The sequence below is a fragment of the Longimicrobium sp. genome, assembly GCF_036388275.1.
GTDB lineage: Bacteria > Gemmatimonadota > Gemmatimonadetes > Longimicrobiales > Longimicrobiaceae > Longimicrobium.
Map to the genome: position 1 here is coordinate 1 of NZ_DASVSF010000109.1, position 12,764 is coordinate 12,764.

Annotated in this window: 26 protein-coding genes; 7 read left to right on the forward strand and 19 right to left on the reverse strand. The window is 70.7% G+C overall.

Annotation, left to right across the window (positions count from 1 at the left end; genetic code table 11):
- Positions 1 to 195 (reverse strand): hypothetical protein (locus VF632_RS24495; protein WP_331025572.1); only part of this gene is annotated, 195 nt, incomplete at its 3' end.
- On the reverse strand, positions 192 to 935 hold the full coding sequence (locus tag VF632_RS24500) for a hypothetical protein (RefSeq protein ID WP_331025573.1): 744 nt from the start codon (positions 933 to 935) through the stop codon (positions 192 to 194). The genes VF632_RS24500 and VF632_RS24495, both read right to left, overlap by 4 nt.
- 62 nt (positions 936 to 997) lie before the next feature.
- Here VF632_RS24500 and VF632_RS24505 point away from each other — a divergent pair, with 62 nt between their 5' ends.
- From VF632_RS24505 to VF632_RS24535, 7 genes are all read left to right on the forward strand, one after another.
- Positions 998 to 1,327, forward strand: coding sequence for a hypothetical protein (locus tag VF632_RS24505; RefSeq protein WP_331025574.1), 330 nt, complete (start codon positions 998 to 1,000; stop codon positions 1,325 to 1,327).
- Positions 1,328 to 1,339: 12 nt separating this feature from the next.
- On the forward strand, positions 1,340 to 1,987 hold the full coding sequence (locus tag VF632_RS24510; RefSeq protein ID WP_331025575.1) for a hypothetical protein: 648 nt from the start codon (positions 1,340 to 1,342) through the stop codon (positions 1,985 to 1,987).
- On the forward strand, positions 1,984 to 2,280 hold the full coding sequence (locus VF632_RS24515; protein ID WP_331025576.1) for a hypothetical protein: 297 nt from the start codon (positions 1,984 to 1,986) through the stop codon (positions 2,278 to 2,280). Before VF632_RS24510 ends, VF632_RS24515 begins: the two co-directional genes overlap by 4 nt.
- A gap of 121 nt (positions 2,281 to 2,401) precedes the next feature.
- On the forward strand, positions 2,402 to 3,547 hold the full coding sequence (locus tag VF632_RS24520) for a bifunctional DNA primase/polymerase (protein WP_331025577.1): 1,146 nt from the start codon (positions 2,402 to 2,404) through the stop codon (positions 3,545 to 3,547).
- A gap of 27 nt (positions 3,548 to 3,574) precedes the next feature.
- Positions 3,575 to 5,290, forward strand: a complete 1,716-nt coding sequence (locus VF632_RS24525) for a DUF3987 domain-containing protein (protein ID WP_331025578.1) — start codon at positions 3,575 to 3,577, stop codon at positions 5,288 to 5,290.
- A 415-nt stretch (positions 5,291 to 5,705) separates the two neighbouring features.
- Positions 5,706 to 6,125, forward strand: a complete 420-nt coding sequence (locus VF632_RS24530; protein ID WP_331025579.1) for a hypothetical protein — start codon at positions 5,706 to 5,708, stop codon at positions 6,123 to 6,125.
- 197 nt (positions 6,126 to 6,322) lie between these two features.
- Positions 6,323 to 6,952 (forward strand): hypothetical protein, encoded by a 630-nt coding sequence (locus tag VF632_RS24535; RefSeq protein ID WP_331025580.1) that lies wholly within the window; start codon positions 6,323 to 6,325, stop codon positions 6,950 to 6,952.
- A 67-nt stretch (positions 6,953 to 7,019) separates the two neighbouring features.
- Here the strand turns inward: VF632_RS24535 and VF632_RS24540 are convergent, their stop codons facing one another.
- The 17 genes from VF632_RS24540 to VF632_RS24620 all read right to left on the reverse strand — a co-directional run bounded on the left by VF632_RS24540 (position 7,020) and on the right by VF632_RS24620 (position 12,751).
- Positions 7,020 to 7,196, reverse strand: coding sequence for a hypothetical protein (locus VF632_RS24540; protein WP_331025581.1), 177 nt, complete (start codon positions 7,194 to 7,196; stop codon positions 7,020 to 7,022).
- A 313-nt stretch (positions 7,197 to 7,509) separates the two neighbouring features.
- Complete coding sequence (locus VF632_RS24545; protein WP_331025582.1) at positions 7,510 to 7,680, reverse strand: hypothetical protein; 171 nt, start codon at positions 7,678 to 7,680, stop codon at positions 7,510 to 7,512.
- Complete coding sequence (locus VF632_RS24550; RefSeq protein ID WP_331025583.1) at positions 7,671 to 8,147, reverse strand: hypothetical protein; 477 nt, start codon at positions 8,145 to 8,147, stop codon at positions 7,671 to 7,673. Before VF632_RS24550 ends, VF632_RS24545 begins: the two co-directional genes overlap by 10 nt.
- Before the next feature lie 78 nt (positions 8,148 to 8,225).
- Positions 8,226 to 8,729, reverse strand: coding sequence for a hypothetical protein (locus VF632_RS24555; RefSeq protein ID WP_331025584.1), 504 nt, complete (start codon positions 8,727 to 8,729; stop codon positions 8,226 to 8,228).
- 235 nt (positions 8,730 to 8,964) lie between these two features.
- Entirely contained in the window at positions 8,965 to 9,471 is a 507-nt protein-coding gene (locus tag VF632_RS24560) for a hypothetical protein (protein ID WP_331025585.1), read from the reverse strand.
- An 82-nt stretch (positions 9,472 to 9,553) separates the two neighbouring features.
- Complete coding sequence (locus VF632_RS24565; RefSeq protein ID WP_331025586.1) at positions 9,554 to 9,712, reverse strand: hypothetical protein; 159 nt, start codon at positions 9,710 to 9,712, stop codon at positions 9,554 to 9,556.
- A gap of 68 nt (positions 9,713 to 9,780) precedes the next feature.
- Positions 9,781 to 9,960, reverse strand: a complete 180-nt coding sequence (locus VF632_RS24570; RefSeq protein ID WP_331025587.1) for a hypothetical protein — start codon at positions 9,958 to 9,960, stop codon at positions 9,781 to 9,783.
- Positions 9,961 to 10,120: 160 nt separating this feature from the next.
- Positions 10,121 to 10,294, reverse strand: coding sequence for a hypothetical protein (locus VF632_RS24575; RefSeq protein ID WP_331025588.1), 174 nt, complete (start codon positions 10,292 to 10,294; stop codon positions 10,121 to 10,123).
- On the reverse strand, positions 10,294 to 10,521 hold the full coding sequence (locus tag VF632_RS24580) for a hypothetical protein (protein WP_331025589.1): 228 nt from the start codon (positions 10,519 to 10,521) through the stop codon (positions 10,294 to 10,296). The genes VF632_RS24575 and VF632_RS24580 overlap by 1 nt, the downstream gene beginning before the upstream one ends.
- A complete protein-coding gene (locus tag VF632_RS24585) occupies positions 10,518 to 10,727 on the reverse strand; it encodes a hypothetical protein (protein ID WP_331025590.1) in 210 nt (69 codons plus the stop codon). The genes VF632_RS24580 and VF632_RS24585 overlap by 4 nt, the downstream gene beginning before the upstream one ends.
- Positions 10,724 to 10,927 (reverse strand): hypothetical protein, encoded by a 204-nt coding sequence (locus VF632_RS24590; RefSeq protein WP_331025591.1) that lies wholly within the window; start codon positions 10,925 to 10,927, stop codon positions 10,724 to 10,726. Before VF632_RS24590 ends, VF632_RS24585 begins: the two co-directional genes overlap by 4 nt.
- A complete protein-coding gene (locus tag VF632_RS24595) occupies positions 10,924 to 11,319 on the reverse strand; it encodes a hypothetical protein (RefSeq protein ID WP_331025592.1) in 396 nt (131 codons plus the stop codon). The genes VF632_RS24590 and VF632_RS24595 overlap by 4 nt, the downstream gene beginning before the upstream one ends.
- Positions 11,316 to 11,585, reverse strand: a complete 270-nt coding sequence (locus VF632_RS24600; RefSeq protein WP_331025593.1) for a hypothetical protein — start codon at positions 11,583 to 11,585, stop codon at positions 11,316 to 11,318. Before VF632_RS24600 ends, VF632_RS24595 begins: the two co-directional genes overlap by 4 nt.
- Positions 11,582 to 11,977: an HIT family protein gene (locus tag VF632_RS24605; protein ID WP_331025594.1), complete on the reverse strand. Its 396-nt coding sequence runs from the start codon at positions 11,975 to 11,977 to the stop codon at positions 11,582 to 11,584. Before VF632_RS24605 ends, VF632_RS24600 begins: the two co-directional genes overlap by 4 nt.
- The gene (locus tag VF632_RS24610) at positions 11,974 to 12,198 is read right to left on the reverse strand and encodes a hypothetical protein (RefSeq protein ID WP_331025595.1); all 225 of its coding nucleotides are present in this window, start codon (positions 12,196 to 12,198) and stop codon (positions 11,974 to 11,976) included. Before VF632_RS24610 ends, VF632_RS24605 begins: the two co-directional genes overlap by 4 nt.
- Positions 12,195 to 12,419: a hypothetical protein gene (locus VF632_RS24615; protein WP_331025596.1), complete on the reverse strand. Its 225-nt coding sequence runs from the start codon at positions 12,417 to 12,419 to the stop codon at positions 12,195 to 12,197. Before VF632_RS24615 ends, VF632_RS24610 begins: the two co-directional genes overlap by 4 nt.
- Positions 12,416 to 12,751 carry a hypothetical protein gene (locus tag VF632_RS24620; RefSeq protein WP_331025597.1) on the reverse strand — a complete coding sequence of 112 codons (336 nt, stop codon included), beginning with the start codon at positions 12,749 to 12,751 and terminating at the stop codon, positions 12,416 to 12,418. Before VF632_RS24620 ends, VF632_RS24615 begins: the two co-directional genes overlap by 4 nt.
- Positions 12,752 to 12,764 lie beyond the last annotated feature (13 nt).

Genomic DNA, 12,764 nt, shown 5'->3' on the forward strand with positions numbered 1-12,764 from the left:
CCCGGCGGCCAGCCGGTAGATGGTGTCGGCCCAGGCGGCGGCGTCCGGGGTGTTCACGGCCAGCAGGGCGGTCGCAGCAGCGTCCAGCACGTCCCTGGGCTCGTAGCTGACCCGGGTGCCCTGGTGCTGGGTCAGGGTGACCTCGGCGACCGGCTCCAGCTCGACGGCGGCGGTGCCGTGACTGATCCGGATCACAGGAAGGTCTCCTTCGCTGAGACGGTGATCTGCCGCCGGGGCTTGGCCGGGACAGGCGTGGGAGACGGGGCGGAGACGGCCGGTTCCCGGGGGACCGGCGGTAGCGCGGGGACGGGCACGGGCCCCTCGTCGTGGCGCAGCGCGGCCCGGTACCGGTTGACACCCCACTGGACGGCGAAGCAGGACCAGAGGAAGTGGTGCTTGAAGCCGCGCAGGTCCCACTCCCAGGCGTCGGAGAACCGGAAGCGGTCGGCGTGCCCCTGCCACTCGAAGCGGTCCACGGCCGAGCGGAAGGTGCCCTCGTCCTCCTCGACCTCCCCGTCCAGGATCTCGTGGCAGATGTCGTCCCAGAGATCCCGGGTCGCGGCCAGCACCCAGCCGTGCTCGTCCGCCCACTCGCGGAAGTGCTCGATGACGTGCTGGCGGGCCAGGTCCGGCTCGTAGGCCCGGATGTCCCCGGCCTTGACCTTCTCGCCCCAGTAGCCGGGGTTGATGTCCTGGCCGGGGCGGCCGAAGAAGGTGGTCATGTCCTCGACGCGGCTGAACACGTAGGTGCCCATGTCGCCGTTGAAGCACAGCGACCCGGGCCAGGTGATCAGGTCGAACCAGTAGAGGCCGGTGTCCGGTCGCCGGAAGGTCAGGTGCCGGTACAGGCCGTCGTCGTGGAGCACGGTCATCTCGTGCTTGGCCGTGTCCATCACGAAGATCTTGGCGGCGAGAGGGTGTCTCGTCTGAGTCATCTGAGATCCGTATCTAGTTGACGTTGTTGATGCAATCTAACATACCCGTTAGAGTGAACGGCATGAGCAACTTCAAGCGCCACCTGACCCTCGCAGGGGGGTCTGACAGAACCGTCATCCAGAGGTTGAGGTACGCCAGCCTTCCCGCCCGTGACCTGCACTTTCGCGGTCGGTGCCTGGTCAGGCTCACACCCCGCCGGGCGCGCAACGTCTACGGCCTGGTGACCGTGCTGCGGGCTCACCCGAACGGGTTGTCCGTGCTGAAGCGCGACATCGAGGGTCTGCGGACACCCCGGCGGCAGTGGCTGAAGCTGCGGCTGATCTGCGGCGTCCTCGTGTGCACGCGCTGGGGTTCGGTCATGGTCCAGTGGCGGGGGTTCCCCCGTGGCTGAGGGCAGGCACTGATGCCGCGCGGAGTGAAGTCCGAGCCGGGGCCGATGCGCTACGACGTGTGCCGGAGTCCTCGCGGCCGGGCCGGTGCCGAGCGGCACCGGAAGGACGGGACGCCGTCCTGTCAACCGTGCCGGGACGCGGCGTCCAAGGCGCACCAGCTCTACAAGCTGCGGTGCATGAGGCAGGGCGAGCAGCTGGTCTCCAGCATCGGCACCCGGCGGAGGCTGCGCGCGCTGGCCGCGATCGGCTGGACCTTCGGCGAGATCGGCACCGAGCTGGGCGGCTGGAACCACACGACGGTCCAGAAGCTGGCCAGCGAGCGGTCCGACCAGTGCTGGCTGTCCACCGTCCAGGCCGTCCGTGGGGTCTACGACCGGCTGTCGATGACGCCAGGCTGCTCTGCCTACGCCCGGAACCGGGCGGCGCGGCAGGGCTGGCTCCCGCCGCTGGCCTGGGACGACGAGATGATCGAGGACCCGGACTACGTGCCGCTGGAGCAGGTCATGCGGGACTGGGAGCAGGCGCTGACCGAGGACCGCGCCTGGGAGGCCCGGCACAAGAAGCGGCTGGCCCGGCAGCGCAAGGCGGCCGAGCGGGACTCGGAGTTCCTGGCGCGGCAGCGCGAGCGCGAGCAGACGGCCAGGGAGAGTGCGGCGTGACCACGGCAGCGCGGCGGACCTGGCAGCACCGGGGCGGGCAGGACTGGCGGCCCCTGTTCATCACCCGGCTGGACTGCGGCTGCTGGATCGACTCGATGGCCACCCCGGTCCGGATGTGGGAGCCCTGCATGGCGCACGAGGCCGACGGCCACCTGGCGGCGATCAGCGACGACGACGGGATGACCGTGGCCCGATGTCTGGTCCGTGACTGCAAGTGGACCGTCCGGGAGTTCTACGAGTCGGTGGCCGTCCGTGCAGCTCAGGACCACTGGCAGGACACCCGGGCCAGTTGAGCCCGGGACTATTTGAGGGCTTCACAACACGTAGTGGCCCGGTGCCCAGCTGTGAGCACCGGGATAGTGTCGATGGTCCCGGGACGGCTTCGGCCGGACCGGGATCGCAGGGGGAGATGAGATGGCGACAGCGGCGTTGACGGAGGGCTGGCCCGCACGGAGCGTGCGGAGGCTGGAGCAGGTGATCGAGCCGGGTCCGGTGCCCGGTGACGGGGCGCTGGCGGGCGAGCGCTGGATGCTGGTCTGGAACCGGGACAGCCTCGGCGAGTGCTGCTGCTGGCGCGGCACCGTGCGGTCGGTGGAGTCGCCGGTGGCGTCCGTGGGGTCCTGCCAGCGGCCGGGGAAGCACCCCTGGACGGTGCGGGTTGACGGTGAGCAGTACGGCTTCGTGCACGGGGCGGCCGACGCCCTGGAGTACGTGGAGCTGCTGGACCGCTTCGGGCCACCCGGAGGCGCGCGGCAGCTCGGGGTCGTGCTGGACGACCTCCTCCTGATCGACATCGACGGGCCGCGCGCGCTGCGGGACTTCGCCCGGATGTCGTTCACCGTGCCGAAGGACAAGATCATCGGGGTCAGCACCTCGCCTCGCGGCTACCACGTCTGGCTGGACGTGCCGGGCTGGTCGCAGAAGGCGGTCAACGAGTGGATGGCCAGCTGGCTGGGGCCGCTCGGGGGCTGGGACGGCACCGACGAGAAGAAGGCCGGTCGCCGGGGCTTCCTGGTGGACGTGCGGACCGGGAGCAACCGGTACGCGGTCTGGCCGGGGTCGGCCGCTGAACGGCGCTGGATCTCGCGCCGGGAGTTCGGCGCTGTCCTCGCGCGCGCGCTCGTGGGGATGCCGCCGTGGCGGATGGTCCCGGCCGGGGACAAGAAGGACGGCGGCAACGCCCCGTGGTCGGTTGACATGGGGGACCAGTGGCTCCAGGGCTGGATCAGTGAGCGGTCCGGCGGCGGCGAGATCTCGCTGGAGGGGCTGACGTTCTCGGGGGAGGACGCCGAGCTGGAGATGACCTGGGCGGAGCTGGAGCGCTGGCTGGCGCGGCTGGAGCGCATGGGTGCAGGTCAGGGGCGCAACAACGCGCTGAATCAGGCCGCGTACTTCAGCGGGTCACGGTGCATCGCAGCTGGATGGCCGGTGGACACGGTGCGCGCGCGGATCATCGAGGTGGGGGAAGCAGTGGGCACGCACGGAGTTCGAGCGACGGTGGAGTCGGGGCTGGGCTCCGGCCTGGCGGCGCTGCGCAAGCAGACCCAGGTCAAGGACTGACCCGGGGTGCAGGGGGATGCAGGGAAGGTGCAGGACCCGTGGACGGCGGCCACGGCGCGGATCGTCACGATGATCAAGTCCGGGGTGGACCCGCTGGAGGGGATGCTCGGGGAGGGCTACGGGACTGACCGGACCGTGGAGAAGCACGCGCGGTTGTTCGCCGAGGCCAACAGTGTGGACGTGGCGATGATCATGCCCGTGCTGCTGGCTGCCTACTCCGGGGCCACCCAGGGCGCGTTCCTCGCGCCGCTGTACTCCGAGGACTGGACCCCGGCGCACGTGCCGCTGGTCTTCCAGTTCCTGGGGATCGCGGAGTCGGGGGCCCGCAAGTCCACCGTGCTGAAGGAGGGCCGTGGGCCGCTGGAGCGCGCGATGGCCTGGGGCGTGGCCAGGCGGCGTGAGTGGTGCGCGGTGCAGCAGCAGCTGGCCAAGGAGGCGGCTGGCCACGACGGGATCTCCACGGACAAGTTCGCCGACCTCTACGCCAAGGTCTTCGCCGGTGGGGTCTGTGCCAGCACCTTCGCCGACAACGGCACGCAGGAGGGCATCCGGAACAAGCTCATCGCCAACGGCGGGCACCGCGTGCTGCTCACCGGTGAATCGGATGTCCTGCGCGAGGTCGGTGCCTATGCCAAGGGGGGCGCGGGGTCGCTGGGGTTGTTCGTCCGCACCTGGGACCAGGAGACCCTGTCAACCGACCGCGCCTCTGGGGACTCGCACCTCTACATGCCCGAGGCGTCGATGCCGTTCCTGATCTTCGTGCAGCCCAACGCCTTCACCGAGTACACGGCGGTGTCGGCCCGGGGCTACGACGAGTTCACCGACAAGGGCGTCTTCGGCCGCGCGTGGCTGTGGCGGATGCCCGAGGCCGAGATCCCGGAGTCGTTCACCTTCAAGCCGAAGCCGAAGCCGGGAGAGGGCAGTGGCCTGCTGAACTGCCGCCTGCTGGCCGAGGAGAAGATGCGGGTCCTCGTGGACCGGTCCAACGAGTACCGGGCGACCAAGGGCATCCGGTACGCCTGGGAGACCACCGCCGGTGCGGCGTCGGCGCTGAAGGAGCCCTCGGAGGTGGCCCGGGAGCTGATCGAGCTGGAGCCGGGGATCGGTGAGGACGCCTTCGTCCGGGTGCAGAACATGCTGCTGGAGCTGCGCAGGGCGCTGCGCGAGGCCGACCAGGTCGATGCGGGGCTGTCCTACAGCTACCACCCGCTGGTCGCCCGGTTCACCGACCACGTCATGCGGCTGGCTGCCCTGCTGTCGCTGGCGGATTCTCCGGACACCGCAACGGTTGACACCGCGCACATTCAGGACGTGGCCTGCCGGTTGATGCCCTGGCTGTGGTCGGGGTGGACCTCGGTGATGAGCGAGCGCCGGTCCTCGAACATCAGTGAGCTGGTCGAGGAGTCGGCCCTGAAGAACAGCAAAGGGATCGACCTCACCAAGCGCGGCGCGGTGCTGCGGGCGATGGCGGCGCTCGGGGACGGGCCTAGTGCGATGGCTGGCTTCACCGGGTCGCAGATCTCCGAGCGGGCCCGCGCGGTGGTCAAGGGCGGGAAGAAGATCAGCGGCCTGGGTGCCGAGATGCGCCGGGTCCTCGATGAGCTGGCCAACGCGGGGGAGCTGGTCGAGAGGTTCACCCTGCCCGGCGCGAAGCTGGACGCCACCGGCAAGGCCGCGCCGACCTACCGGCTCACCCCGGCCGGGCATCAGGCGGTGCAGAAGATGGGCCCTGGAGGCAGCTGATCGTTGTCACGGAGCGTGAGCAGTGATGAGGGGCCCTCGCCGTCCGGCGGGGGCCCCTTGTCGTTGCAGTGGCTGTATCTGTGCAGGTCAGGCGGGGTGTTTGCCGTTTCGCCCGTTTCGCCCCTGTTCCGCCCTTGCTTCGCCCGGACGAAAGTGCAGGTCAGGGCCCATTTCGCCCATTTCGCCCGTTTCGCCCGGGGGCAGATGTCGGAGGAGGTGATCGTCACTGTGTGTGCGTCGCGCGCGCTTGCGTGACGTGACCCGTGTTGAGAGAGAGTAGTAATACTTCTTATGCAGATTACTGGGCGAAATGGGCGGAATGGGGCGAAATGGGTCTGACCTGCGGTTTTGCTGGGCGAAACGGTGGGCGAAATGGGGGCGGAACGGTGGGGCGAAGCGGCGGGGGTGGTGGGTGATGGCCGGTCAGCCGGTGCGCAGGGGGCGGATGACGCCCGCCGAGCGGGCGACGCGACGGGTCGGGGAGCTGAAGGCCAAGGGGCGGGGGCTGCCCGTGGGGGCCCGGGAGTCGAGGGCCCATGCGACGCAGGTCTGGGAGGCGGCACGGGCGGAGGTGGCGGCGAAGGCGGCCGTGCTGGAGGTGGTGACCAGGGAGGCGGGAGCGGCGGCGCTCCAGGGGCAGATCGACCTGGTGCTGATCACGGCGGTGGCCGGGCACCTGGGGAGGTGCGAGCTGTGCTGGCGGAAGTGGGTGGACGGGTACCGGCCGGGGGACCTGCTGACGGCGGTCATCCGGTCGGGACCGGCCGGGGACATCTTCAAGGCGGTCGAGCGGGAGACGAGGGCCCAGGCCCGGAAGCAGGGGAGGTCGCCGTGAGCTGGAGGAGGCCGCTGCCGGGGAGGTGGTCGGGGGCCTGGAGGAGGGCTGGTGCGGCGATCGAGATGCTCAGCCTCGCGCGCGTACATGCGCGCGGGCGCGTAGGCACGCGCAGACGGGCGACCCCCGCCGAAAGATCTTGAACTCGGTGAGCGTTTCTAGTTGAGTTTGTTGACACGTCAGCCGATACTCAGTGCATGACGCAGAACGAGGACTTCCAGCCCGTAACCAAGATCAGCATCATCAGCGCCGTGGTGGCGCTGGCGTTCATCGCCCTGGTGCTGGCCATCTGGCCGACCAGCGGCGCGCAGACCGCAGCCGCTGCGCAGGCTCAGCCGACCCAGACCCTGGCCCAGATGACCGCAGAGCCGGTGGCCGAGCCGAGGGCCCAGGCGCAGATCGCCGCTCAGCCGTCCCAGCTGGCCGCTCCGGCCCTCGCAGCCCCTGCTGGGACCACGGACATCCCCCAGGCGATCTCAGCCCGTCCTGCGGCGTCTGAGCCGGTTCAGCGCAACGGCGCTGGGACCTCGATCCCGACCACCGATGAGCTGCTGCCCGCGACCAACCCCGTGCCGTTCGACGCCTGGGCCACCCCGGCCGACCAGGCCGAGGCGGCGCAGTACCGCGCCGAGCACCCGATCGCCTGCGCCGACTACGCGATGCTGACCGCCGAGGACGGCACCTGCGTGACCTCGGACTTCTACGCCGACCAGACGTTCCGCACCGACCCGGAGAGCAACCCCGCCGAGGTCATCCAGGAGGACGACCCCCGCTGGGACTGCGCCACGATGGGCAACCGGATCTGCGGGCCCCAGCCCCTCAACTGATCAACCCGCTCAGAAGCCCGTCAGCATCAGCTGACGGGCTTCTGGCATGTCCGGGCCCGGAACCCCCTCAGAGGCCGGGAGCGGGCGGCTCAGGCGGCGCGCTGGCCCCCTCATCACGTCCACGTGCCCAGCGCACACCGCGCCAGAAGCCGTGGGCCCAGGACAGGCTCCAGCCCGCGAACGCGGCCAGCATCACCGAGCCCGCCCACATCAAGATCCCGAAGCTGGACAGCAGCACGTCCATCAGTCCCGCTCCCCCATGCGCCGTCTGCGCTCAGCCCTGGTCTCCCGGCCGGGCTGATAACCGGGGTTATCAGCAGGGTCTGGGACAGCATCACGAACGTGTGGGACAGCGTTCAGCCGGGCCTGGACAGGGATCTCAGCGGTCTTCGAGTCAGCCCCAGCTGCGTCAACCGCTGGGAGAACGTGCAGGTCAGGGCCGGTTGACACGGGCTGATCGGCGCTCGAACGCTCATCAGCTGAACGGCGTGCGAAGAAGCCGATCAGCACGCCCAGGCCGAGACATCCCCAGCAGATCAGGACCCAGGCGATCGTGTTCACCGGCCGATGCTGTCCAGCTCGCGCCAGAGCTGGTCCATCGACTCGATGTCCGCCCTCGGCCGCCTGGAGCGGTTGAGCTTCACCAGGCGGTGCGTGAACCACAGCAGCGCGCCCACCACAGCCGCCCAGACGGCCGCCACGACCCCCACGATCAGCCCTACGCCCACGGGTTGCCCCAGTCCTCCGGATCGCTGGGAGCGCCAGGGTGGCCCTCACCCTCGCTCATCGGCATCAGCTCGGCCTCAACGATCTCGCCCTCGTCGTCATCGAGCAGACCGAGCGCATCAGCCATCGCGCCGGTCTGCTCAGCGCTGGACATCAGCGCCTGCGTCGGGCCCTTCAGGTCCTTCAGCCGCTTCCTGATCACCTCAGCGGGCGACAGCTGGGTGGTCAGGCCGTAGTCCTCGGCCTCCTGCGGCACCACCCTGAAGTGGACCTCCTTCGGCGGGGCCAGGCCGACCCTGTCCAGGATGGCCGTGGCCGCCTGGACCCTGGCCACCTCGGACTTGCCGTTCTCAGCGATGTCAACCAGGGCAGATGCCGCCACCGGTGCGCCGCCCGCCAGCACCTTCCACGCGGTCTGGATGTGCTCGGGCCCGCCCTGGACAGCCGGGGACTTCGAGGGCTCAGCCATCGCTCATCAGCTCATCGCTCATCAGCTCATCAGCGCTCATCAGCTCATCAGCCGCGCTCATCGGCCCACCCTCATCAGTCACCAGCCCAGCACGCCCTGTGCCCAGCATCCCCCACCGCAGGCGCGGCAGCTCAACTCCAGAGCAGGCCGCCCTCGCCGTGTGCGCCGCGTGGCCGGGCCGACAGCCACCTCCCGGCACCGGCACTTGCCCCACGCGATCTCGGCGTCCTGGGGCTTCCCAGCGGGCAGCATCCGCCAGGCCACGCCGGGGGCCGTGCCCACCAGCACCAGGCCCTGCCGCCCCTCCAGGCGGGCCAGCCCCGCCACCTTGGCCATGCGCTGGAAGTGCGGGCCCTTGACCTCCAGCCAGGCGCGCGCCCCCGGCAGCTGGAAGTCCGGCAGGTACCAGCCGCCCCCTGGCAGCACCACGCGCCGGGGCTCGTAGGCCCAGGGGACCCCTGCCAGGTCCAGGCAGCGGGCCCAGCGGGCCTCCAGGGCGGAGCGGAGCAGGACCCCCCGGTGCAGGGTGGGGCGGGCGTCGTGCACGGAGGGGTGACGCCGGGCAGGGGTGGGTGCTCGCACGAATCCGAGTGTGCCTGTGCTCGTGTGCTCCGACTGGGACTCCCGAATCCGGCTATGGTCAGTTGATCTTGATTTGGAATGGTTTGGATCTTGGTTTTTACTCGGCCACCCCCCTCCGCAGCGGGACCCCGAAAACATGATGATCTTGATCGCGTCCCCCTCCGCCATGTCAACCGCCAGGAATGCAGAGGGCCCCTCCTCCATCCCGGAGAAGGGGCCCTGACCAGCAGTTCTCTCAGCCCTTGTCCCAGGGGATCACCCCCAGCGACGCCGTGAAGCACCCGGTGATCAGCGGCGCTCCACCCAGGAACGCTCCCGCCACCCCGACGGCGCAGGCACCCGCCGTCTTGCGGACCGCCTTCGGCAGCAGCTTGAACTTCTTGCAGTTCACCTCGACCGACATGCCGCCGGTCCCGGCGACCACCAGCCAGCAGTGCAGCCGGTTCTTCACCACCGTCACGTAGCCGTTGGACGGCACCCCGGATGCCACCGTCTGGATCTCCGGCGACCCGAGATCCGTCTCCCCGACGACGACCTGCTCCACGCCCTGCGACTGCCCGCCCAGCTCTGCCGGGCTCGACCCCCAGAACCCCCGACTCAGGAAAGCCACCGCCAGGATCAGCACCAGCACGACCGCCAGCCGCCACCTCGATCCGCTGGCCCAGCCCTTCCTCCCCCGGCGATCGGGAGGGTCCTCGGGCTCCGGTCCCAGCTCCAGCACGTCCTGCTTCCGCTCCGCCATCAGATCCCACCCACCTGCCGCCCGCTCCCGTCGAACGGGATCCGGTCAGGTTGACAGCGCGTGCCGCTCTGGTCCACCACTCTCAGGACGGGGACGGCGACGGCGGATGCAGGTCACCCAGGATCAGCTCCTCGATCTTCTCGGCCAGGTCCACGTTCAGCGCGATCCCGGCCGAGATCCGGGACGTGCGGTAGACCCCGCAGCCCCGGCAGACCATCCACAGGCTCCAGGCCTGGTCCATCGGGTACTGCTCGGACTCCTCCGGCCCCTGCCAGCCGACCTCGACCGGATGCCCCGCCCCGCTGACGCTCACGACCGCAGGTGCCCCCGCGCCCTGGCCAGCTCCACGGACCTGACCCGCGCCTCCGCCATCCACGCCAGATCCGCCTCTCCGACCTCCATCCCGAGCGCGATCAGCGGCCTCCCGGGAATCCCCGAGTCCACGAACACCTCGACATCCCGCCCCTTGCCGCTCAGCGGCTTCTTCACGGCTTCCTCCCCCTCGGTGGCGGTCCCGGGATCTTGTCCTGGACCTTCAGCGCGGGCGCGTTCCTGACCTTCCGCTGCCCGCCGCCGCTCCGCCGGGATCCGGGCAGCGCACCGATCAGCGCCAGCAGCAGCAACAGCGACACCGCGAGGCAGACGGCGCTCACCGCTGCCCCCGCAGCGCGCCGACCATCATCGCCACCACGACCTCCTTGGCCTGGACCTCCGTCCAGCCTTCCGCCATCAGGCCCTGGACCTGCCCCTTCATCACGTCCGAGAGCCCCGACAGGGTCTGCTTCAGCTGCTCGGCCATCGCCAGCAGTTCCATCTCGTCCATCAGAACTCCTCCTCCCCCTCCTCGCCGGTCACGCACAGCCGTTCCCGCACCGACACGCAGCTGGCGATGCACCGGCCGTCCCCGGTGAACGGGCAGAAGATCTGCTCCTCGCCAGCTCCGGTGTCAACCGCCTCCCCGCCGACCCGGCACTCCCGCGCCTTGCACTTGCCGATCAGGTAGCCGTGCCGACACAGCTTCTTCGGCGGCCGGGGAACGGGGCGGCTCACCGGCCCATCACCCTGTCCCAGCGGGTCCGCCACAGCAGAGCGCGCTCCGCCGACAGCGGCCCACCCAGGCCGCTGGGGCTGGAGCCGTAGTCGTAGCTGCCCTCGCAGACCCAGCACCCCATCTTCGGCGGGCTGGAGTTGCACACCGGGCAGTACTTCCAGGCCAGCCGGTAGCGCCCCACCCAGTACCGCAGCCAGCGCTTCATCTGCCCGACCTCCGATGCCGTTGCTGCTGCCGCTCCAGCACGTCCCGGACCACCCCGGGCTGCCAGGACCCCGGGTCCAGCAGCACCCCCGCCACCCTGCGCCCGAGCACGGCCAGCGCGTCCGGCGGTTCGGCGGGGCAGTCCAGCAGGTGCTGGGCCTGGCTGGCGTGCCCGCGCGGGCAGCTCTCCCAGCTGCTCACTCCGCGACCCCGTCCAGGGCGGCGCGGATCTCGGCCGCCACGACCGGGCCGTTGAGGGTCCAGTCCTCGTCGTCCCAGCGGTCGGCCAGCTCCCGCACCCGCCGCAGCGCCTCCGTGTCAGCAGCCCGTTGGGCGGCGATCACCTCGGACAGGTTGACCAGGCTGGCGTGGATGCCCTGCTCCAGGTCGTCGCGGTCAGCCCGGTGGTAGAGACCGGCGACCCGGTCAGCCTCGGCCGCGAAGTCGATGGGGCCGTCGTCCTGCTGCGCCTCGGCCGGGGGCTCGGACGGCCGGGTGACAGGCTTCGGCTCCCCGCACGTCCGGCAGTAGTACGGGCGGTCGGTGCCGTTCCACCAGACGTGCTGGTGCCCGCTCTCCTCCGCGACGCTCACGAGGGGTCCACGTCCAGCACCTGGGCCAGCTCCACCGGCAGCTGCCCCTGGTACTTCTCCAGCAGCACCGCGATCCGGTACCGCAGCGACACCAGCTCCAGCGCCTGGGCCGCCACCAGCTCCGCAGCGACGTGCGCGATCACGTCCTCCCCGAGCCGCACCTGCCCGCAGCGGCACCCCGAGAACGGCCCGTCCTCCGAGCGCATCACGGGGTGGTGCGCCAGCAGCACCGGCCGCAGCGCCTCGATCTCGGCCCGGCTGCTCACTCGCCCACCCCCATCCGGTAGCCGTCGTCCAGGCCCTCGCGGTAGGTCCGCTTCTCCTGGCCCGTCCACGGCAGCGCCAGGCCGTCCCCCGGACGCCGGGGCACGACGTGCGCGTGCAGGTGCATCACGGTCTGGGTGGCCACCGAGCCCACACTGGTGATCAGGTTGTAGCCGTGCGCGCCCTGCCCGGCCGCGAACGCCGCCGCCCGAGCCATCACCAGGCCGGTGGTCACCGGATCCTCCAGGGCGTCAGCCACGTGCCGTTTCGGGATCACCAGCGTGTGCCCCAGCGACACCGGGTTCAGCGGCACGATGGCCAGGGCGTCCCCCCAGTCGCAGAGCACGTCCGCCTCGGCCCGCCCCGCCGCGATCTCGCAGAACACGCAGCTCATCGCGTGCTCACCCACGGGCCGACCTTCACAGTGCGCTCCATCAGCGTGATCTCCAGGTCTGCTGTCTGCTCGGTGCCACCCAGCCACTGGTCGGCGGCCTCCCGGTTGCGCTGGACCACCAGCTCCCCGACCTGCTGGGAGGGCACCCAGAACCAGATCGCGTACTCCACCCGCTCGTGCGGGAGGTTGTCCGGCCCGGTGGCCGTCCCCGCAGTGCTCACCGCGCCACCTCCCGATCGCGCTGGGCCTGCGCCTGGATCGCGGCGTCCTGGGCCCGGATCCGGCGTCCTGCCGCCCCGCCGTCGGTGCTCCGGTCCGCTGTCACCGCGCCCAGCAGCTGCCCCAGCGCCCGCAGCATCCGGTAGGCCACCCAGGCCAGCCAGACGATCAGCAGGTCCAGCCCGGTGACGGGTGTGTCCAGCAGCTCCCGCACGCCGCTCACCGGAACAGCTCCGGCAGCTCGGACATCAGGGCCCGCGCTGTCTGCCGGTACCGCTGCCGGGTCTCCTCCAGCTGGCTGCGCCAGCTGTGCGGCCCGCCGAACTCCCCGTGCAGCCAGTGCGCCAGCTTCTCCACCGGCACGGTGTCATCAGCCTCCAGCACCTCCGGGGCCTGACCCGTGTCAACCGTGCTCAGCTTCATCTCTCCCCCTCCATCCGCCTCGACCGGGTGCTCCCGGTCCATGTGCTCGAAGATCAGCTCCGAGGTGGGCGGCCCCCAGGGGACGCCGCAGGCCCGGGTGTTGCACTGCCAGCACCACCAGACCCCGGGCATCCCCACGTCCCCG